This is a genomic window from Leisingera sp. ANG-DT (assembly GCF_000813785.1).
Lineage (GTDB): Bacteria > Pseudomonadota > Alphaproteobacteria > Rhodobacterales > Rhodobacteraceae > Leisingera.
Genome location: NZ_JWLE01000008.1, coordinates 1 through 20,790, shown reverse-complemented (window position 1 = coordinate 20,790; position 20,790 = coordinate 1). Strand labels below are relative to the sequence as shown.

The window sequence follows — 20,790 nt, the reverse complement described above, 5'->3', positions numbered from 1 at the left end:
ATCCCCGTCCATTCCGAAGAACCGCAGCCGGGTGCAGAGTGTCTGACCTTTTGCCTTCACATTGATCTACAATATTGTATACAGTTTGGAACGCAGATTCCGGGCTTGCCTCGGGACAGGTATCAATCAGGCTTTAGGAGGTCCCGATGAAGAACACGATGAACGGTGCCGAGGCGATGGTGCGCGCGCTTGAGGCACATGGGGTTACCCATATCTTCGGCCTCTGCGGCGATACCACGCTGCCCTTTTATGACGCGATGAACCGGCTGGAGCATGGCATCACCCATGTCCTCACCCGCGATGAGCGCAGTGCGGCCTATATGGCCGACGGGTTTTCCCGCGTGACCGGACGGGTGGGGGTTTGCGAGGGTCCCTCTGGCGGCGGTGCCACATATATTCTGCCGGGGCTGATCGAGGCCAACGAAAGCTCCTATGCGGTGCTGGCGATCACTACAGACATCTCGGTGGGGTCTTACGGGAAATACCCGCTGACCGAGGTCAACCAAGAGGTTCTGATGGGGCCGCTGACCAAGTTCAACACGGTGATCAAACGCGCCGACCACATCCCGCGCATGGTGCGCCAGGCGTTCCGGGCAATGACCACCGGCCGCTCCGGCTCGGCGCATCTGGGACTGCCCTATGACATCCAGTATGACGATGTTCCGGCGGATGACGTCTGGGGCGATCCAAAACACCAAAGCTACCCCGCCTATCGTGCAGCTCCGGAACCGGGCGCGGCAGAGGCTGCGGTGGAAGCCATCCTCACTGCCAAATCGCCGCTGATCGTCTGCGGCGGCGGTGTGGTGATCTCGGGCGCTATGGAGGAACTGGATAGGCTCGCCTCCCGCCTCGACATTGCCGTGGGAACCTCGATCTCCGGCAAGGGATCGCTGGCCGATACGCATCCGCAATCGCTGGGCGTGGTCGGTTCCAACGGCGGCACGGATGAGACCTGGGAGATGATGGAAGGGGCCGATCTGGTGGTTTTCATGGGCTGCCGTGCCGGGTCCACCACCACCTCGCGCTGGGAGGCACCGAAGCCAGGGCAGCGGATCGTGCATTTTGACAACGACCCGATGACCATCGGGGCCAACTACCCGACCGAGGTTGGTGTGGTGGCCGACCTGAAGCTCAGCTTGCAGGCGGTGAACGCCTATCTGGATGGCCGGGAGGGCGAATTGCCCTCATTTGGTGGTGCCGCAAAAATTTCCGACATCAAGCAGCGCAAGTTTGCCAAGTTTGAGGAGCTGGCGCACAGCAAAACCGATCAGGTTCTTCCGGAGCAGATCATCCACACCCTCAATCAAAACCTGCCGGAGGATGCCATCGTGGTCTCCGACCCCGGCACCAGCTGCCCGTATTACAACGCCTATTCGCAGCAAAAGCACCCGGGCCGCCAGTACATCACCAACCGCGCCCATGGCGCCTTGGGGTATTCTTTGTCGGCGTCGCTGGGCGCATGGTTCGGGCGTCCCGAAGCCAAAGTCGTGGGGATGATGGGCGACGGCTCCTTCAACTTCACCTGCGGCGAGCTGGAAACGGTGGTGCGCTGCAACGCACCGATCTCCTATGTGGTGTTCTCCAATGCCAACTTCGGCTGGATCAAGGCCAGCCAGCGCGACGACTGCGGCAAACGCTACTACAATGTGGACTTCAACCGCACCAACCATGCGGCGGCGGCTGAAGCGTTCGGCGTCAAGACCTGGCGGGTGGAGAAGCCGGAAGACCTGGACGGAGCGATCAAGGAGGCCTTTGCCCACGACGGCCCGACCCTGATTGACGTGGTCTGCCAGGCGTTGGAGGACTCCGCCGCGCCTGTCCGGCGCTGGATGGGGTGAGCGGCCAAGAAAGCGGAAAGAACTGATGGCCGGGAGCAGTGCGTTTCCGGCCTTGTCTCTTTCGCCGGGCGCCCGTTATGAATTTGCGAAACCCGCAGTCAGGAAAGGCGCTCAAATGGACACCCCTACCGCTCCCAAATCCGGTGCCATGCTGCACCTGCGCGGCAATTCCCTGTCCGAGGGCGATCCGGTGGCGCTGCCGCTGACGCAAAGCTCGATGTACCACTTGCCGGGCGACTGGACCGGCGGCCCCAGCTATGGCCGGGTGGACAATGCCACCTGGGAGCATCTGGAGCATGTGCTGGGCTATCTGGAAGACGCGCCCGCGCTGGCATTTCCGTCGGGCATGGCGGCGATCTCGGCGGCGCTGTTTGCCACCGTCAAAGCAGGGTCGAAACTGCTGATCCCGTCGGATGGCTACTACGTCACCCGGCGCCTAAGCGAGCGCTTCTTGCAGAGCCTTGGCGTTGAGGTGCACCAGCGCCCCACCACCGCATTTGCCGAGGGCGGCTTTGATGGATTTGACGTTGTTTTTGCGGAAACACCTTCGAACCCTGGTCTGGACCTCTGCGATCTGCGCGCGATTGCGGAGACGGTGCACGCGGCGGGCGGGCTGCTGATCGTCGACAACACCACTATGACCCCGCTGGGCCAGCGCCCGCTGGAGCTGGGCGCGGATGTGGTTGTTGCCTCAGACACCAAGGCGCCGGGCGGGCATTCGGATGTGCTGATGGGGCATCTGGCGACCCGCAATGCGGATGTTTTGCAGGCCGCGCGCGAGTGGCGCCAGTTCGGCGGCGGCATCCCCGGCCCGCAAGAGGCCTGGCTGGCGCACCGGGGGCTGGAAACTTTGGACGTGCGTTTTGACCGGATGTGCAGCACCGCTGAGGTGCTTGCCGAACGGCTCGCCGCGCATCCGCTGGTGCAGGCGATCCGCTTTCCGGGGCTGAAATCCGATCCCTCGCACAACCTGGCGAAACAGCAGATGGCGCGGTTTGGCTTTCTAATTTCCATCACCCTGGACAGCGCGGAACAGGCCGATGCTTTCATCAACAGCTGCCCGCTGATCCGCTCCGCAACGTCGTTCGGCGGGGTGCATACCTCGGCTGAGCGCCGCGCCCGCTGGGGCGATGCGGTGGCCCCGGGGTTTATCCGCATCTCGGTCGGCACCGAACCGGCAGAGGAGTTGTGGAACGCAATGGCTGCTGCGCTGGACACGCTTCAGGGGTAAGGGGCAGTGTTTTCCGTCTCTGTCCCCGCGGGGACCGGCGGGGAAACCCCTTCAGTTCAGCGACTGGTACAGCGCCATGAGCCAGCTGCAGAAGGCCTTGACCTCCTCCCGCTGGCCTGCCCGGTCGTTGATCACGATGTAATGCGAGCGACGCTTCGGCAGCTTGTACGCGGTCGGAACCACCACCATCCCCTGCTCGATGTACTGCCGGGCAAAGCTTTCCAGCACCATCGTCACCCCGTGGCCGGCCGCCACGGTCTGCAGCGCCAGCAACGACGAGTCCGCCTTGAGCCAATCCGCGGGTGTCTGCAGGTTCAGCCCGTGCAGCTCTGACAGGCGGCCCCAGTCAGTTTCCGAGCCGAAGATCTGCACCACGTCGGATCCTGCAAGGTCATGAATGGAGGGGCTGCCGCCCAGATCGTGCAGGTAGCCCGGACTGCAGACTGGCACAGCGTTTTCGTGGCCCAGATGCAGGACCTCGCTCTCCTGCCAGTCACCGCCATAGCGGATGTCGATGTCCAGGCCTTCCTCGTCAAACCGGTTGGCCCAGATGGAGGTGGTCAGCTCTACCAGAATATCCGGGTGCGCCGCCTGAAAGCGGCCAAGCTGGGGCGCGATTACCAAGGCGGCGCAGGAAATCGAGGCCCGCACCCGGACCACCCGCTTGCGCTTCTTGCCGAACAGACCGGCGGTGGCCTGCTGCATGTCGATGAAGGACTTGCGGATCGGCTGGGAATAGGCCTGGCCGGTGTCAGTAAGTGCCACCCCGCGGGGAAGACGTTTGAACAGCTGGGTGTTCAGATGCTTTTCCAGCAGGCGGATCTGCTGGCTGATGGCGGCAGGTGTCAAGCCCAGCTCCTCCGCCGCGGCAGAGAAACTGTTCAGCCGCGCGGCGGCTTCAAAGGCCTTGAGCCAGGTGACGTGGGGCAGGTCGGTCATGACTTAGCTTTAAGCACAGCTATGCCATAGGGGCAAAACACATTGTTTGATTTATGCCATTCGCGCTGCGCAATCTGATGGGAAACCAACGGACCCGGGCGTGCCATGGCGCAGACATTTGATTTCATTATCGTAGGAGCCGGTTCGGCGGGCTGTGTGCTGGCCGACCGGCTGACCGCTAATGGCCGCCACAAGGTGCTGCTGATAGAGGCCGGCGGCAGCGACCGGCGGTTCTGGATCAAGATCCCGGTGGGCTATGGCTTCACCTTCTCGGATCCTAAGGTGAACTGGCGCTATTCCGCCGCAGCGGATCCGGGGCTGAACGGGCGCGCGGCCTATTGGCCGCGGGGCAAGGTTCTGGGCGGCTCCAGCTCCATCAACGCAATGGCTTATGTGCGCGGTCTGCCGCATGACTACGACGATTGGGAGGCCGCAGGCGCCACCGGCTGGGGCTGGGAGAACGTGCGCCGCAGCTATGAGGCGCTGGAAACAAACGACGAATGGCACCAGGGCCGCCGACGGTTGCGCGGCAACGGTCCTGTGCGGGTAACCGACCTCAGCGAGCGGATGCATCCCTTTGCCAGGAACTTTCTGGCGGCTGGGCAGGACATGGGCTGGCCGTTCCTGCCGGACATGAATGCCGCGGCAGAGGAAGGCGCCAACACACTGCCCGGCGAGGGCATGGGCTATGTCCGCAGCACGGTGAAAGACGGGCGGCGCTGGTCCTCGGCGGATGCGTTCCTGCGGCCTGCGATGAAACGCGGCAACCTGACCGTGATCAGCGGCGCGCTGGTGGAGAAGGTGCTGACCAGCGGCGGGCGCGCCACCGGCGTCGCATTCCGGCTGAAGGGCCAGCCGCAATCCGCCATGGCGGCGCGCGAAGTGATCCTGAGCGCGGGTGCGGTGAACTCTCCGCAGCTCTTGCAGCTTTCCGGCATCGGCCCGGCGGCGCTGCTGCAGCGGCACGGGATCGAGGTGGCGAAGGATCTGCCGCAGGTGGGGCAGGGGCTGCAGGACCATTTGGCGGTCTCGCATTTCTACTGGGCCAACACCGCGACGCTGAACGACCGGCTGGGCAGTTTTGCCAAGCAGATGAAGGCCGGTCTACAGTATGTCCTGACCCGCAAGGGGCCGCTGAGCGTACCGGTCAATCAGTGCAGCGGTTTTGTCCGCACCGCGGGCGCGGCGCTGCCGGATGTGCAGGTCTATTGCAACCCGGCGTCTTACTCGACACAGGCAAACGGAAAGCCGCAGATCGACAAGGACAACGGCTTCCTGCTGTGCGTTCAGCCGAGCCGCCCGGTAAGCCGCGGGCAGATCACTATCCAATCCGCCGACCCCGGCCAGGCACCGCTGATAGAGCCGAACTCGCTGTCGGCGGAGGAAGACAAGGCAACCGCCATCCGCGCCAGCCACTTGCTGCAGGCGCTGGCAGCAACCCCCGCCATGAAGCGGGTCACGCGGGAGCGGCGGGTGCCGGATATCGCCGGGATGGATGATGCAGCACTGCTGGAAAACTTCCGCGAACGCGCAGGCAGCGTGTTTCATGCAAGCTGCACGTGCCGGATGGGGCATACTGCAACCGACTCAGTGCTGGATGCGCGGCTCAGGGTGCATGGGGTTGCGGGTTTGCGGGTGATTGACGCCTCGTCGTTTCCGAATGTGACCTCCGGCAATACCAACGCGCCCACCATGATGCTGGCCGCCCGCGGTGCGCAGATGGTGCTGGACGATAATGAAAACAGGCCCTTGGCGGCGGAATGACAAGGAATTTCAGATGAAGCTCGATAAGATTGAAACCTTTGTTTTCGGCAACCCGCCGCCGCGCCACGGCGGGCGCTATTTCATCTTTGTGCGCCTGACCACCGCTTGCGGCATCACCGGGGTGGGGGAGATATACAACGCGACCTTCGGCCCGGACCTGTGCTGCGCCATGGCGGAGGAGATGTTTGCCCGCCAGTTCGAAGGCTGCGATCCGCATCATATCGAGAAGCTGTGGCGCAAATCCTATGGCGCCGGCTACACGCTGCGGCCCGATGTGACGGTGATGGGGGTTTTGAGCGGGCTGGAAATGGCCTGCTGGGACATCATCGGCAAGGCCGCGGGCAAGCCGGTTTACGAGCTGATGGGCGGCCAGGTGCATGAGCGGCTGCGCAGCTATACCTACCTCTATCCGCCGGAGGGCGACGTCTACCCGGACCCGGACACGCCCAATGTCTACAACGACCCGGACATGGCGGCGGAAGTTGCGCTTCAGCGGGTGGAGCAGGGCTTTACCGCGGTGAAATTCGACCCCGCAGGCCCTTACACGATCTATGACGGTCATCAGCCGCGGCTTGAGGACCTGGAGCGCAGCGAGATGTTCGTGAAGCGCATCCGCGAGGCGGTTGGAACCCGTGCGGATCTGTTGTTCGGCACCCACGGGCAGTTCACTGTCTCCGGCGCCAAACGAATGGCGCGGCGGCTGGAACCCTATGAGCCCTTGTGGTTCGAAGAACCGGTGCCGCCGGAAAACCCCGCCGATATGGCGGAGGTGGCGCGGTTCACCTCGGTGCCGATTTCAACCGGCGAGCGGCTCTGCACCAAGCATGAGTTCGCCCGGGTGCTGGAGACCGGGGCGGCATCGATCCTGCAGATGGACCTGGGGCGGGTCGGGGGCCTCTTGGAGGCCAAGAAAATCGCATCCATGGCCGAAACCCGGCAGGCCCAGATCGCGCCGCATCTTTACTGCGGGCCGGTGGTGGCGGCGGCGAACATCCAGATCTCGGCCTGCAGCCCGAACTTCCTGATCCTCGAGTCGATCGGCACCTTTGAAGGCCCCTATATGTCCTGCCTCAAGTCCGCGATCACCTGGGAGGACGGCTATGTGATCCCCTCCAAGGAACCAGGACTGGGGGTGGAGCTGGACGACGAAGCCATCGCTGCCAGCCCCTATACCGGCAAAGAACTGCATCTGGAACTGGCGCAGGAACCGGTGGTTCAGTGAACGCGGCCCCCGGCATCAGCTGCCGGGGCGCATCGCCTCCGGCGGCAGTTTGACGGGGAACCTTGCGCGGACCTCAGCATCCAACTTGCTGCCGAAGTAATTCGGGTAATGCTCACCCAGGATCCTGTCCGACACCTCGCGGGCGCGGTCGAACATGGTCTGCTTGCCCGCCTTCTCCCAGGTATCCGTCAGTTCCCGGTCCATCAGGTCGGGATAGACATATTCCGTCTCCATATACTGCAGCGTCTGGGTGTTGCCGAGGAAATGGCCCGGTCCGGTGGCGCAGTCGTGGATCACATCGACCGAGAGGGTGTCATCGCTGACCTCGATCCCGCGCAGGGTACGGGAGATCATGCCTGCGGCCTCGTTGTCGATCACCATCGACTCGAAGGAGCAGCCCATCAGCGAGCCGACCATGCCGCCGAACTCGCAAAGGCGGTTGGCGCCGGCGTGGGCGGCAAGGCTGAAGGTCAGCGCCTTTTCCAGCCCGTACTGGGCGTCGGGGATCTTGGAATCGGTCATGCCGCAGCCCACGGACGTGGGCAGGTTGTAGAAATTACCCATCTGGATCGCGGCCGCGCCGATCAGCGCCTGCTCACCGGAACCGCCGGTGAATGAACCGGTGCGCAGATCGGTGATGAAGGGCCAGGCGGCAAAGACAACCGGTGTGCCGGGATTGATCAGGTTCACGATGGCGACGCAGGCAAGGGTTTCTGCCACTGCCTGCGCCAGCGTGCCGGCCAGCGGGGCAGGGGAGGTCGCACCGGCCTGCGGCGGCACCGCCAGATCGCAGGTGAGGCCCAGCTTGGCGGTGTCGATCATGATCTCCAGATTCTCGCGCCCCAGCCGCAGCGGCGAGACAATCGGGCAGCCCCCGAAAATTACTGAGGGTTTTTGCAGGAATTTCCCCTCGCCGCCCGAAGCAATATCGAACATCTCGATCGCCGGCTTGATGTGGGAGCGGTCGCGGAAGGTGAGGCAGGACGGCTTCTCGCTGCCCGCCAGGATGGAATAGAGCATCGACATGTCATGTTCGAAATCCTGCGGCACGTCGGTGCCCAGCACGGTGTCACCGGTCATGTGGATGTTGTCGAGCCGGTCCACCAGCCGGGTGAAGTCATAGACGTCGCGGATGATGGAGGGGCGATAGCTGCGGCTGGCGGCGTCAAAGGTCGTCACCGCAGTTCCGGAGTTGGCGTAATAGACCTTGTCCTTGGTGCAGTGCATGTCGTCCTTGCCGGCGCGGCTGCCCCGGGCGTGGACGTAGAATTCATCGGCCGCACCGGCCAGCAGGTCCTCCATCAGCGCGCGCGGAAAGCAGAGGCGGCCGTGTTCGCTAAGGATGGCGCCCTTGGGCAGCACCAGATCCAGCAGTTCCTCTGTCGGGTCGCCGATGCCGGTGCGTTCCAGAATGGTCAGTGCGGCATGGTGGATCTTCTGCATGTCCGCATCGGACAGAGGCCGGTAGCGGCCGCCGGAAAGTCCGGGCCAGATCGCCTGGCTGGCTGAGGGTTGGGTGCGGGCCGCGGCGCGGGCATCGCGGCCGCCGCTGCGGCGGCGGGTTCGGGTCTTGGTGACGTCAACCATATAGCGGTCTCCGGGATGGGGTCAGGGCAGGCCGCGGGCGCGGCCTGCAGTAGAGATTAGGGCCTTGATGGCTCAGATCATGTTGAAATAGCTGCGGTAAAAGCCGGGCAGGCTCCATTCCATCTCGGACAACGGGCCGGGCGCAAAACGGTGCGAGTTCACGCCCTCCTGGTTGTGGCGGATGATGCGCTCATCATCGAGCGAGGTGACGTGCCACAGCCAAGTAAGGGCTTCCTTGTCATAATCGCGCCCTTCTTCGGCATCGCCGCGCACGTACCAGGCAATCTGAATGTCGGTTTCCTGCAACCCGCGGGGAACAAAGCGGTAGCCCACCAGATGGTCGGCATAGATCAGGAAGTAGTTCAGCGTGCCGATGGCCAGATCGGTGGCCCCGCCGTCATGGCCGCTGAGTGCCCCAAGCGGCGGCGCCAGCGGCTCGCCGTCCCTGCTGCCGGTCTGGTAGCCGGGGAACAGCGGATAGCGGCGCCAATAGACGTCCGATCCCGGCGCCTGTGCATTGGGACCGGTCAGGTCCAGTTCCTCCACCGGCAGGCCGATGGAGGCGGAGCGTTCACGCAAATCCGCGCCGTATTTCTCCACATCCGCCGGATCCTTGAGCGAGTGGCTGCGGGAATAGTCCTGATGCGAGGGGGCGCAGTGGTAGCATTCCAGGTAATTTTCCAGCGCCAGTTTCCAGTTGGCAGGCACCGGATAGGAGGCCTCATGCGCCAGTTTCAGATTTTCCAGTCCCATTGGCGCCGACAGCGGTGCCAAACGGTCTAGGCTGTCCGCCAGCGGCGGCGGGTTTTCATCGGCGCAGATGAAGATCAGCCCCTGGAAAATCTGCACCTGCACCGGGAACAGCCCGTAATCCGAGGGGTCGAAATCCGGCCCCATGGCGCGGCCGCCGCGCAGTTTCCCGTCGAGGCCGAAGGTCCAGGCGTGATAGGGGCAGGAGAACACCCGCGCGGTGCCCTGTTTTTCCAAACACACGCGAGAGCCGCGGTGGCGGCAGACATTCAGATGGGCGCGTACCTCGCCTTCGCGGTCGCGCACCACGATCACCGACTCCGGGCCGTAGTCGAACAGGAAATAGTCGCCAGGCTCCGAAATCTGGCTGACGTGGCCAACCCAGATCCAGTTGCGGTTCCAGAACATCTTGATGTCGTGGTCATAGACCGCTTCCGAGGTGTAGAAATGCCGGTCTAGCGCAAAACCCTCGCGGTGGCTCTCCATCAGCTCGCGCATCACTTGCAGGTCGTCTTTAGGCATCATGCGCCTCCCATGTCTTCGAGGGAAATCAGTTCACGGCGGAACCAGTCGGCGTCTGCCGCCGCCGGGTCGCGTTCAAAGTTGCGGGCCGCCAGGTGGCCGGCAAAGACCGCATCGGCAATCAGACCGGGGGAGGCGGCATCGCCGAACAGCTCCAGTGTTGTGAAACTGTCCGCGTGGTTTGCTTTCAGCTCATCAAACAGCGCGGTGTCGCGCTGGCGGGAGGTGACCATCAGCAGGCTGGCGCAATCCACACGGCGGGTGCGGCTGGTGTAGACGCAGGACAGGTCTGCACCGGCAGCATCCGCTGATTGCAGGGAATGCAGCGGAATGATCTCTACGCCCGCTTCCAGCAGTTCCGCCTGCACCCGGTGCTGTTCCAGAGTCAGATCAGTGAAGGCCGAGGCGATGGCGCCAGGCGTCGCCAGCACCACCTTGCGGCCTGTCGCCGCCAGATGGCTGGCCAGCACCCCGCCGATGTAGCCCTGATCGTCGTCATACAGCAGCACCGGGCCATTGTCTGGCGGCAGGGTGCCTTCCATCACGTCGTCGGGGGTGAACACGGGGATGTCCTTGATCTCCAGGGGCAGCGGTGAGGTGCGCCCGCGCCCGTCGCGGTGCCAGGTGCTGCCGGTGGCAAGGAAGACATTGGGGATGCCAAGTTCTGCAACATCAGCGGCGCCGAGTTTGCTGCCGGTGAACATCTGAACATTGCCGCGCTGCTGCAGGTCCCACAGGCGGTTGTCGGTAACCCGTTTCCAGGCGGACAAGCCTTTCAGCTTGCTTTCCTTCAGCACCCGGCCGCCGAATTCCTCTGCCGCTTCTGCCAGTGTCACCTGATAGCCGCGCCTGGCGAGCTGCATGGCGCATTCCAGGCCAGCGGGGCCGGAGCCGACAACCAGCGCGGCCTCTTCCTGCTGCTTAGGGGCGATCTGCTCGGGATGCCATTTGCGCCGCCATTCCTCGCCCATCGTGGGGTTCTGGGTGCAGCGGATCGGGACGCCCAGATTGTCGGCAGAGACACAGATATTGCAGCCAATGCATTCGCGGATTTCCTCGATCCGGCCTTCCTCGATCTTCTTGGGCAGGAAGGGGTCGGCAATGGAGGGGCGGGCGGCACCGATCAGGTCCAGCACACCCTTGGAGACCAAGGACGTCATCAGGTCGGGGGAGGTGAACCGCCCGACGCCCACCACAGGTTTATTCGTCACCTGCTTCACGAAATCGGTGTAGGGAATCTGATAGCCATCCTCGGGCTGAAACCGGGTGGTCATACTGTCGTTGCTCCAGTCGGCAACGTTCACGTCCCAGAGGTCGGGCAGATCCGCCAGCATTTCGACCACGGCGCGGCCTTCCTCGCTGGCCTGCATGCCATCGGCGCCCATCATCTGGTCAACGGCAAAGCGGAAGGCGACAGCGCAGTGGCCATCCAGCACCTCGCGGGTGTCCTCCAGCAGTTCGCGGGTCAGGCGGACGCGGTTTTCGAGGCTGCCGCCGTATTCATCGCTGCGCATGTTGTACTGCGGCAGCAGGAAATGATGCGGCAGCGTCATCTGGTGGCCGGCGTAGACATAGACGATGTCAAAGCCTGCCTCCTTTGCGCGCAGCGCCGCTTCCCGGTGCCAGCGGCGCAGGTCGCGGATGTCCTGCTTGTCCATGGCGCGGGCCTGTTTCGGGTAGGCTAGGTCAATCGGCCGGTCCGTGACTCCCAGCGCCGGGGCGCGGGTCAGGTGGTTGGTGGCGTGGTGGCCGTTATGCGCCAGCTGGATCGCCGCCAGTGATCCCTTGGCGTGGACCTGTTCGGTCATCAGCCGCAGCGCAGGGATATCGTGCTTGTCCCACAGCCGGTGCTCTGCATATGGGCCAAGGTCCGAGGTCGGGTGGATCTCTGTCTCCTGGGTCGAGACCACGGACCAGCCGCCCTCGGCTTTCATCGCGCGTACCGCGGCCTCTGCCTGCGGGCGGACATGGCCCAGCCCGGTGCAATGCGGCACCTGGAAAAAGCGGTTGCGGGTCGTGACGGGGCCGATCTTCACCGGCTCGAACAGAATGGAATACCCATTTGCGCCTGGCATGCTGGCACATCCTTTTGTGTCTTGATTGTTTGGATTTGGCGGGGCGGGGGGCGTCAGGACCCGCCGCTTGCGGGGATCAGAACCCGGCCTTGATGCGCTCGAATTCCTTCAGCATCCGGCCTTCCAGCTCCGGATTGACCGCATCAAAGAACAGGCTGCCCTCAAAGAACTTGTCCACATCGGCAAAGCCGTAGGTCTCGATCAGGCTCTGATCCGCGGATTTGAACGCCTCGGCATTGGCATGGGCATAGCCCCAGTTCTCGATGATGTATTTGCCGCTTCCTTCCGCGCTCAGCGCGTTCAGCATGTCATAGACCTGCTCATCGCTCTGGGTCGAAGAGTTCAGATGCACATAGCCGCAGACCCAGGTGGCTATACCCTTGTCCACGTCCCGCATCATTTTGGCCGGCGTCTCGTTCCAGATCAGGTTCAGTTCCGACTGGTTCCAGCCCCAGCCCATCAGCACCTCACCCGAGGCAATGGCCTGATCCAGCTGGCCCGCATCGGACCAGTAGAACCGCACATTCGGGTGGATCTGGCGCAGAAAATCGGAGGCTTTCTGGAACTCCTCGTCCGACATATCGGTATAGCTGGAGGCGCCGGTCGCCAGCGCCGCCATCGCATAGGCCGAGGATGCGGCGTCGGGAATGGCGATCTTGCCCTGATAGGCGGGGTCACCCAGCAGCTGCAGCGAAACCGCGCTCTCGTCGATCTGGTCGGTGCGGTAGATCAGCCCGGTGTTGCCCCATTCAAACGGCACCATGTAGGTCTGGCCGTCGATGGTGACGCCGTCCACATCTTTGATCTGCGGCAGCAGGCTGTCCCAGTTGCTGATTTTCGAGGTGTCGATGGGCTTCAGCAGCCCCGCTGCCACCCATTTGCGCAGCCCGTCGGTGCAGGGGTGGGCGAGATCGGCCGCAAATCCCGATTGCAGCTTGGTGAAGGCCTCCTCGACGCTGCCGAAATAGGTGTAGCTGGGGGCGCCGCCGTATTTGGCGACGTAATCGCCGTAGAACCCCTGATCCTCGTAGCCGGACCAGTCAAAGACCGACAGGCTGGCGGCGTCGGCGGATGCGATGCCCGCTGAGGCGGTCAAAGCCGTGGCCGCGGCCAGTGCCGTTTTGAAGTGTTTCATCATTCTTCCTCCCTTTATTCTCATGCTTCGCGGGCGCCGAGATCGATGACGGAGGCGTTCTGCACCCCCAGCCAGACCGGATCGCCCTGCTTGTGATCAACCGTGTGGAAGTAGTTCGGCACCGATACCGCGATGGGCTGCGGCAGGCCGTCGGCGGTGACGTGGTAGTGCACGTTCTCGCCGTAGAAGGCGGCATTGGTGACGGTGCCCTGCAGATAGCCGTCGTAGCCGTCCGGCTTTTGCGCCGAGATTTCCAGCTGTTCGGGGCGGATGCCTGCCAGCAGCTGCGGCCCGCGCCGCGCCACGTTGGGGTTCACGTCGATGGACAGCGGGCCGAAGCCCCGCACATCGGCGTGCAGCTTGCCATTGACCTCACCGGTGACAGCCGCATCCAGAAAGTTCATGCCGCCGATGAAGGCCGCGACTTCCTGGCTGCAGGGGCGGGCATAGAGCACCTCAGGCTTGTCGACCTGCTTGAGCTGGCCCTTGAACATCACGCCGATGCGGTCGGACATGGTCATCGCCTCGTACTGGTCGTGGGTGACCATGACAAAGGTGATGCCCAGTTTCTGCTGCAGGCGCCGCATTTCGAACTGCATCGCCTCGCGCAGGTTCTTGTCGAGCGCCGACAGCGGCTCGTCCAGCAACAAGACCTTGGGCCGCATCACCAGTGCGCGGGCCAAGGCCACCCGCTGGCGCTGGCCGCCGGACAGCTCCGTCGCCTTGCGCGATTGCAACCCGCCCAGCTCCACCATTTCCAGCGCCTCGGCGACGCGTTCTTCGGTCTCTGCTTTGCCCAGCTTCAGCTTGCGCAGGCCAAAGGCGACGTTATCGCCGACGTTCAGATGCGGGAAGATCGCATAGGACTGGAACACCATGTTGGTGGGCCGTTTGTTGGCCGGGATATGGGCCATGTCCTGGCCGCCGATGCGGATGGTGCCGGCGTCGTGGTCCTGGAAGCCCGCGATCATCCTGAGCGCGGTGGTCTTGCCGCAGCCGGAGGGTCCGAGCAGGGAAAAGAACTCGCCCTCCTTAAGCGTCAGGTTCAGGTCGCGCACCGCGGTGAAGGTGCCGAACCGTTTCTCTACCCCGGAGATTTCGATGATGTTCTGAGTGGTCATCTGCGTATCCTTCATCAGGCGGACTTGGCGGAGCGGCGGCGGAAGTATTCGGCGGTCAGGAGCAGCAGCACCGAGGCGAGCAGCAGCAAGGAGCCGAGCGCCAGCGTGTTCGGCAGCTTGGCCGGGAAGCGGATCTGGCTCCAGATATAGACCGGCAGCGTGGGCTGGTTGCCGGACAGAAAGAAGGCCAGCACAAACTCGTCAAACGAAACGGTGAAGGTGACCAGCAGGCTGGCAACAATCCCCGGCGCCACGATCGGCAGGGTCACCCGGCGGAAGGTGCCAATGACGCTCTCGCCGAGGTCAAAGGCGGCTTCCTCCAGCGACTGGTCAAAGTCGTCGAAAGCCGATTTCATGATTGAGACAGCAAAGGGCAGCGCGACAAAGACATGGCCCAGGATCACCGTCGTCAGCGACGGCTTCAGCCCCAGCGAGATGAACAGCACCAGCATCGAGGACGCCACGATGATGCCCGGAATGACCAAGGGCAGCATCACCAGACCCTCCGACAGCTCACGCCCCTTGAAGCGGTAGCGGACATAGGCGCGGGCCGCGAACAGTCCCAGCGAGGTGGCCACCAGCGCGGTCACCGCGCCGACAATCAGCGAGTTCACCATTGCCTGCAAGAGCGTGTCCTGCTCGCCCAGCTGGGCGTACCATTTCAGGGTGAAGCCCTTCATCGGGAAGGCCACGATGGTGCCGTCGTTGAAGGAGAACAGCGGCAACAGAAGCACCGGCAGATACAGGAAAATCAGGTAGCCGATGGCATAGGCCAGCAGCCAGGGGAAGCGGATAGGTCTGCGCCGGGACTTGCTGGCAGCAGCGCTCAACGGCTTGTTCAGGGGTTCGCTTACCGGAGTGCTCAACGGATCCTCCTCCCCAAGGCGGTGGCCAGGATGACAAACAGGATGGCGACAAAACCGACCGAGGCCATCGCCACCAGCGACAGCGTCGCGCCAAGCGGCCAGTTGTTGGCCGGGCCGAACTGCACCTGGATCAGGTTCGCTACCATCTTGCCCTGCGAGCCGCCGACCAGCGACGGGGTGACGTAGTCGCCCACGGTCGGGATGAAGATGATCAGGCTAGCGGCGATGATGCCCGGCACAGTCAAGGGCAGGGTGACGCGGATGAACCGCTCCAGCTTGGTAAGGCCCAGGTCGGTAGCCGCCTCCAGCAGCGAGCGGTCGATCTTTTGCAGCGAGACATAGATCGGCAGGATCGCAAAGGGCGCCCAGGCATGGGCCAGGGTCAGCACCACCGCGAATTCGTTATAGAGCAGGAAGGTCAGCGGCTCCTCGATCAGCCCCAATGAGATCAGCGCCGAGTTCATCACCCCGTTGAAGCCCAGGATCAGTTTCCAGCTGAACACCCGCAGCAGGTAGCTGGACCAGAAGGGGATGGTGATCAGCAGCAGCCACAGGGTTTTCTTCTGGGTGCGGAAAGCGATGAAATAGGCGATCGGATAGGCCAGCGCCACGGTCGCCGCCGTCACCGCCCCGGCAATCAGGATCGAGCGCAGCATCAGATGCCGCACCAGCGGGTCGGTGGCGGCCTCCAGGTAGTTGGCCCAGGTCAGCGTTTTGTCGATCTCGACATAGGTCTGAGTCCAGAAGCTGTAGGCCACCAGGATCCCCAGCGGCGCAGCCACCAGAAGCCCCACATAAAGCGAAGCGGGCGCGCTGAGCGCCAGGCCTTTTCCAGCCTCGGTTCTGAGAAATCCGGCCATGTGTCTCCGTAGCATCCAGGGTTTCGGTGGGCGCTGCCATTAAAAATGGACAATCGTCCATCAAAATCTGACGGCTGGCAGGGGGTTCTGTCAACAGGATTTTGTAAAAAATGTACAAACGTCCATTTTTGCTGGAGAAACTATCCGGCTTGTGCCTAAACTGGGCAGGCGGCATCGCTTGCCGCACAGGATTGAACCGCGTAACAGCGGTGGAAACGACCAGAATCCAAGGGAAAGATGGCCGGAAAACGGGAACAGAATCGCGAGCAGAACCGCCTCGCCCTGATAGGCGCGGTGCTGGATTCGGTGGCGGAAAAGGGGATTTCCGAAACCTCTGTCAGCGAAATCATCCAGCGCGCCGGCCTGTCGCGCGGCATGATCCACCTGCATTTCGGCGGCAAGGACAACCTGGTTCAGGCCGCGGCGCATCATTCCTCGGAAGAATATTACGACGGGCTGGAGGCGCTGCTGCAGACCGCTGGCGACAGCCCGCAGGAGCGGATCGAGATGATCGTGCGCGGCGACCTCAGCGAGCGGGTGCTGAACCGGCGCAACGTCAACATCTGGTACGCTTTCCGCGGTGAATCCCGCAACCGCACCGCCATTGCCGAGCATTCGGACACCCGTGACGGACGCCTGCGCGGCATGATCCACAACGCCTTTTCCCGGATTGTGCGCGAGGCCGGAACACCGGATGCCTCCGGTGCTGCGCGCGATGCCACCCATGGCACGCTGGCACTGCTTGAGGGCATGTGGACCGACTTCCTGCTACACCCTGACCGGTTCGACCGAGGGGAGGCCGCGCGGATCATATTCCGCTTTCTGGCTGCGATGTTCCCGGCGCATTTCTCGCTTGAAGGGGCGGTCCAACCCCAGCCGTCGAAGGGGGCCGCACCCGCAGCCCCCGCAGCGTCAGATTCCTGACTTCACCTTGGTCCAGGCCCGGGTGCGCTGGCGCAACGCTTTGGCACCCAGGCTCTTGTCCGGGAACAGGCGGGCGAGGGTGGCAGCATCCGGGTAGATCCCCGGATCGGACAGCACCTCCGTCAGCACATGGGCGTCCGCCGCCGCATTTGCATTGGCAAAGAACACGGCATTGGAAACCCCGGCAATCACCTCGGGCTGCAGCATGTAGTCGATAAAGGCATAAGCCGCGTCCACATTGGGCGCATCTTCCGGGATCGCCATCAGGTCGATCCACATCAGGGTGCCCTCCTTCGGGATCGAATAAAGCACTTCGACGCCATTCCCCGCCTCCGCCGCGCGGGCCTGGGCGATGCCTGCGTCACCGGAATACATCACCGCCATGCAGACGTTGCCTGCTGGCAGGTCGGTGGAAGGTTTCTGATTGTTGAAATAGCTGACGTTTTCCGCTGCAGCGGCCAGCAGCTCCTGCGCCCTAGCGATGTCCGCCTTGTCCTCGGAATAGGGGTCGGCGCCAAGGTAATTCAGGGCCACCGACAGCATCTCCACCGGCGAATCCAGCACTCCGATGCCGCAGTCCTGCAGCCTGGCAGCATTGGCCGGGTCGAACAGCAGGTCCCAGCTGTCGACAGGGATGTCCCCCAGCCGCTCCACCACCAGCGCCGGGTTGTAGGCGATGCCGATGGTCCCCCAGGTATACGGCACGCCCAGCTGCCGCCCGCCCGGCACCTGGTCAAGCGAAGCCAGGATTTCAGGGCGCAGGTTGCCGTAGTTTTTCAGCCGCGCGGTGTCGACCGGATGCAGTGCTCCCGCCTGCAGCTGCCGTTCGGCGTTGGAGGCGGCGGGAAACACCACGTCGTAACCCGAGCCGCCCGCCAGCATCTTGGTTTCCAGCACTTCGTTGCTGTCGAAGTAATCCAGCGTGACCCTGGTTCCGGTTGCCTCCTCGTAACCGGAAATGGTGGTTTCGCCGAAATAGTCCGCCCAATTGTAGATCGCCAGATCGCCGGCAGAGGCTGGCGCCGCCAGGGCGGCGGCCAGCAAGGTTGCAGTCATGATATTGTTATTGATCATTGTTTCCTCCCTGTTGTGCGCTGCCTCAGCGCTGGCCGGAGGGCCCGGCAGCGTAGAGGCAGAGCAGATCGTTGGCGATGGTGGCCGCCGCGATGGCGGTGATTTCAGAGATGTCATAGGCCGGGGCGACCTCGACCACGTCCATGCCCACCACGTCGGTGCCTGCCAATCCGCGGATAATCTCCTGTGCCTGATAGGGCGACAGGCCGCCAATCACAGGCGTGCCGGTTCCAGGGGCAGAGGCCGGCTCCAGCGCGTCGATGTCAAAGGTTACATAGGTCTTGTGGTTGCCGACGATGCCACGGATCTTTTCCGCCACCGCTTCAGGCCCAGTCTTCTGCACCTCGATGGCGTCGATGATGTTCATGCCCAGCGGATCCGGGTTGTGGGTCCGGATGCCGACCTGAACAGACCGGGAAGGGTCCACCAGCCCCTCGCGGATCGCGTGCCACAGCATGGTGCCATGGTCGATGCGGCCTTCCTCATCCGCCCAAGTGTCGGAATGGGCATCGAACTGGATCAGGCTCAGCGGCCCATGCTTTTCCACATGCGCCTGCAGCAGCGGATAGGTGATGAAATGGTCGCCGCCGATCGACAAGAGCGCCGTATCGGTTTCGAGAATATCCCTTGCCGCCTGGGCAATTTCACCTGGGACCTTGTGCGGATAGCCATAGTCAAACTCGCAGTCGCCGTAATCGACCACCCGCAGCGCCTCATAAGGGTCAACCTTCCACGGCCAGGGTGCCGACCAGGCGATATGACTGGAGCCTGAGCGCACCGCCCGCGGCCCCAGCCGGGTGCCGGACCGGCTGGACACCGACAAGTCGAAGGGCACCCCCATCACCGCGACATCGGCGCTGCTGAGGTCACGCGAATAACGCCGCCGCATGAAGCTGAGCGCGCCGGCATAGCTGGCCTCGGCCACCACGCCGCGGTCGCTCTCGCGGGTAAAGGCCAGATCGCCCTGCACGGGGTTCACGCTGGAGGAATCGGTCATGTGGGTCTCCGTCATGTTGAAAATTCATTTGGACCCAGTTTGACTTTCGCGGTTATGCCGGCAAACTTGGCCAAGGATATATATCTTTGGTTATAGGCATGAGTGGCACTACCTTCCCGCCGCTGCCCGACGGCTGGGCCAAGGCGATGACGGCGCTGGCGGAATCCATCGCAACGGAGCGCTTTCCCGGCGCGCTGCGGCAGATCCTGTCGCAATGCTGCAGCTTTGATTCGATGGTCATCTCGCATTACGCGGGCGCGCAGCCGCCGGTGCCGCTGTATCAGGATCTAGATGAGCTGCAGGCAGCGATCACGGTGGAGTTCTACGCCAGTGGCCCCTATCTGCTGGACCCGCTTTACCAGGCCTGCCGCAATGGCTGCACCCCGGGCGCTTACCGGCTAATGGACCTGGCGCCAGAGGCATTCTACCGCTCCGAATACTACCGTGCCTTCTATCGCAAGATCAGCATCAGCGACGAGATCGGTATCCTGGTGCGGGACGGGGCAGAGCGCTGGTTTATTGTTTCGCTGGCACGGTTTGCCCGCCAGCAGAGATTTGAGGCAGCAGACACGGAACGGCTGAATGCGGTTTTCACGCTGATTGCTGCAGCCATCCGGCGCCAGTGGGGTCAAAGCGAAGACACCACCGCGGCCCATCAGCCTGCGGATTGGGAGGACCGGATGCAGACCTTCGGCACCGGTGTGCTCAGCCCGCGTGAGCGGGAGGTGGTGCAGCTGATCCTGCAGGGCCATTCAACCCCCTCCGCCGCCGCCTATCTCGGCATTGCCGAAGGCACAGTGAAAGTCCACCGCCACCACGCCTATTCCAAACTGGGCATCGCTTCGCAGGCGGAGCTGTTTTCGATGGCCACAAGGCATCTGGCGGGTGCCGGGTAGCCCGGCCCAGGCTCATCAAACCCGCGAAATCCCAAAAGCTGCGCAGAAAACGCAATTTCTCGGCGCGAAACTTTGGTTTTTCGGTCATTTTTTGGGATATTATGTTGACGAAACCCACATTTTTACAAATTCTGGCGGTGAATCCGGTCGCAGAGCCAACGTCTCCGGCCTCAGGAAGGAAAGCCGCAACGATGCTCACCACAGAAACCCATGCTGACCACGCCATACGGATCGCTGGGATCGCCGCGGAGGCCGCGCGCGGCTACTTCCGCGGCCGCCTGGGGATTGAGTTCAAGGCAGATGAAAGCCCTGTCACCCAAGCCGACAAGGCGGTCGAAAACGAGGTGCGCGCCTATCTGGAGCAGCACTTCCCGGACCACGGCATCTTTGGCGAGGAGCACGGCTTTGCAGGCTCGGATCGCTCGGAGGTCTGGATCATCGACCCGATCGACGGCACCCGCTCGTTCCTGTCGGGGCATCCGCTGTTCGGTTTCCTGCTGGGTTTCCTGCAGGGCGGCGTGCCGCAGCTGGGGGTAATCGGCATGCCAGCGCTGGGAGAAACCTATCTCGGGGTGCGCGGCCAGGGTGCCACCTTGAACGGGCAGTCCATCCATGTGTCGGAACAGACCCGGCTGGACCAAGCGGTCCTCTATGTGAATGAAGGCGAAAAGATCCACCGCGATCATCCAGAGCTGTTCAACCGGCTGATGCAGGCGGGCCAGACCCGGCGTTTCGCCTATGACTGCTACCCGCATGCACTGCTGGCGGCCGGGCATGTGGATGCGGTGATCGACTATGACCTTCAGCCTTATGACTATCTGCCCGTTTCGGCAGTGGTCGAGGCCGCGGGAGGGATGATCACCGATTGGAACGGCCAGCCGCTGGATCTGGCATCTGATGGCAGGGTGGTTGCGGCAGCTACGCCTGCGCTGCACGCCGAGATGCTGGCGCTGATCAAAGGATAACCATATGGCAATACTGACTTTTCT

General features: G+C 63.2%; 17 protein-coding genes. 7 read left to right on the top strand and 10 right to left on the bottom strand.

The window, feature by feature from the left end; translation table 11 throughout:
• Positions 1 to 146: 146 nt before the first annotated feature.
• Positions 147 to 1,838 carry a thiamine pyrophosphate-binding protein gene (locus RA21_RS09680; protein ID WP_019296987.1) on the top strand — a complete coding sequence of 564 codons (1,692 nt, stop codon included), beginning with the start codon at positions 147 to 149 and terminating at the stop codon, positions 1,836 to 1,838.
• A gap of 115 nt (positions 1,839 to 1,953) precedes the next feature.
• Entirely contained in the window at positions 1,954 to 3,069 is a 1,116-nt protein-coding gene (locus RA21_RS09675; RefSeq protein ID WP_039148235.1) for a cystathionine gamma-lyase, read from the top strand.
• A gap of 51 nt (positions 3,070 to 3,120) precedes the next feature.
• On the opposite strand, the gene RA21_RS09670 is transcribed toward RA21_RS09675, so the two are convergent.
• Positions 3,121 to 4,008 carry a LysR substrate-binding domain-containing protein gene (locus RA21_RS09670; RefSeq protein WP_039148232.1) on the bottom strand — a complete coding sequence of 296 codons (888 nt, stop codon included), beginning with the start codon at positions 4,006 to 4,008 and terminating at the stop codon, positions 3,121 to 3,123.
• A gap of 105 nt (positions 4,009 to 4,113) precedes the next feature.
• Between RA21_RS09670 and RA21_RS09665 the strand changes: the two genes are divergently transcribed.
• Positions 4,114 to 5,772 (top strand): GMC family oxidoreductase, encoded by a 1,659-nt coding sequence (locus tag RA21_RS09665; RefSeq protein ID WP_039148229.1) that lies wholly within the window; start codon positions 4,114 to 4,116, stop codon positions 5,770 to 5,772.
• A gap of 13 nt (positions 5,773 to 5,785) precedes the next feature.
• Positions 5,786 to 6,994 (top strand): mandelate racemase/muconate lactonizing enzyme family protein, encoded by a 1,209-nt coding sequence (locus tag RA21_RS09660; RefSeq protein ID WP_039148468.1) that lies wholly within the window; start codon positions 5,786 to 5,788, stop codon positions 6,992 to 6,994.
• 15 nt (positions 6,995 to 7,009) lie between these two features.
• Here the strand turns inward: RA21_RS09660 and RA21_RS09655 are convergent, their stop codons facing one another.
• The 7 genes from RA21_RS09655 to RA21_RS09625 all read right to left on the bottom strand — a co-directional run bounded on the left by RA21_RS09655 (position 7,010) and on the right by RA21_RS09625 (position 15,910).
• Complete coding sequence (locus RA21_RS09655) at positions 7,010 to 8,581, bottom strand: trimethylamine methyltransferase family protein (protein ID WP_039148227.1); 1,572 nt, start codon at positions 8,579 to 8,581, stop codon at positions 7,010 to 7,012.
• Positions 8,582 to 8,653: 72 nt separating this feature from the next.
• A complete protein-coding gene (locus RA21_RS09650) occupies positions 8,654 to 9,853 on the bottom strand; it encodes an aromatic ring-hydroxylating oxygenase subunit alpha (protein ID WP_039148465.1) in 1,200 nt (399 codons plus the stop codon).
• Positions 9,853 to 11,928 carry an oxidoreductase gene (locus RA21_RS09645; RefSeq protein WP_082008923.1) on the bottom strand — a complete coding sequence of 692 codons (2,076 nt, stop codon included), beginning with the start codon at positions 11,926 to 11,928 and terminating at the stop codon, positions 9,853 to 9,855. The genes RA21_RS09650 and RA21_RS09645 overlap by 1 nt, the downstream gene beginning before the upstream one ends.
• A gap of 76 nt (positions 11,929 to 12,004) precedes the next feature.
• Positions 12,005 to 13,063: an ABC transporter substrate-binding protein gene (locus RA21_RS09640; protein WP_039148460.1), complete on the bottom strand. Its 1,059-nt coding sequence runs from the start codon at positions 13,061 to 13,063 to the stop codon at positions 12,005 to 12,007.
• A gap of 20 nt (positions 13,064 to 13,083) precedes the next feature.
• Positions 13,084 to 14,184, bottom strand: coding sequence for an ABC transporter ATP-binding protein (locus RA21_RS09635; RefSeq protein ID WP_082008928.1), 1,101 nt, complete (start codon positions 14,182 to 14,184; stop codon positions 13,084 to 13,086).
• 14 nt (positions 14,185 to 14,198) lie between these two features.
• On the bottom strand, positions 14,199 to 15,014 hold the full coding sequence (locus RA21_RS09630) for an ABC transporter permease (protein ID WP_082008927.1): 816 nt from the start codon (positions 15,012 to 15,014) through the stop codon (positions 14,199 to 14,201).
• Between the two features lie 32 nt (positions 15,015 to 15,046).
• Positions 15,047 to 15,910, bottom strand: a complete 864-nt coding sequence (locus tag RA21_RS09625) for an ABC transporter permease (RefSeq protein ID WP_039148224.1) — start codon at positions 15,908 to 15,910, stop codon at positions 15,047 to 15,049.
• 237 nt (positions 15,911 to 16,147) lie between these two features.
• On the opposite strand from RA21_RS09625, the gene RA21_RS09620 reads away from it, so the two are divergent.
• Positions 16,148 to 16,834, top strand: coding sequence for a TetR family transcriptional regulator C-terminal domain-containing protein (locus RA21_RS09620; RefSeq protein ID WP_039148220.1), 687 nt, complete (start codon positions 16,148 to 16,150; stop codon positions 16,832 to 16,834).
• Here the strand turns inward: RA21_RS09620 and RA21_RS09615 are convergent.
• Both RA21_RS09615 and speB read right to left on the bottom strand, forming a co-directional pair.
• Positions 16,823 to 17,908 (bottom strand): extracellular solute-binding protein, encoded by a 1,086-nt coding sequence (locus RA21_RS09615; RefSeq protein WP_039148217.1) that lies wholly within the window; start codon positions 17,906 to 17,908, stop codon positions 16,823 to 16,825. The genes RA21_RS09620 and RA21_RS09615 overlap by 12 nt on opposite strands.
• Positions 17,909 to 17,933: 25 nt before the next feature.
• Positions 17,934 to 18,905 carry an agmatinase gene (gene speB / locus RA21_RS09610; RefSeq protein WP_019297001.1) on the bottom strand — a complete coding sequence of 324 codons (972 nt, stop codon included), beginning with the start codon at positions 18,903 to 18,905 and terminating at the stop codon, positions 17,934 to 17,936.
• A 98-nt stretch (positions 18,906 to 19,003) separates the two neighbouring features.
• Between speB and RA21_RS09605 the strand changes: the two genes are divergently transcribed.
• Positions 19,004 to 19,801, top strand: a complete 798-nt coding sequence (locus RA21_RS09605; RefSeq protein WP_039148216.1) for a helix-turn-helix transcriptional regulator — start codon at positions 19,004 to 19,006, stop codon at positions 19,799 to 19,801.
• 191 nt (positions 19,802 to 19,992) lie between these two features.
• Positions 19,993 to 20,766 carry an inositol monophosphatase family protein gene (locus RA21_RS09600; protein WP_039148213.1) on the top strand — a complete coding sequence of 258 codons (774 nt, stop codon included), beginning with the start codon at positions 19,993 to 19,995 and terminating at the stop codon, positions 20,764 to 20,766.
• Positions 20,767 to 20,790 lie beyond the last annotated feature (24 nt).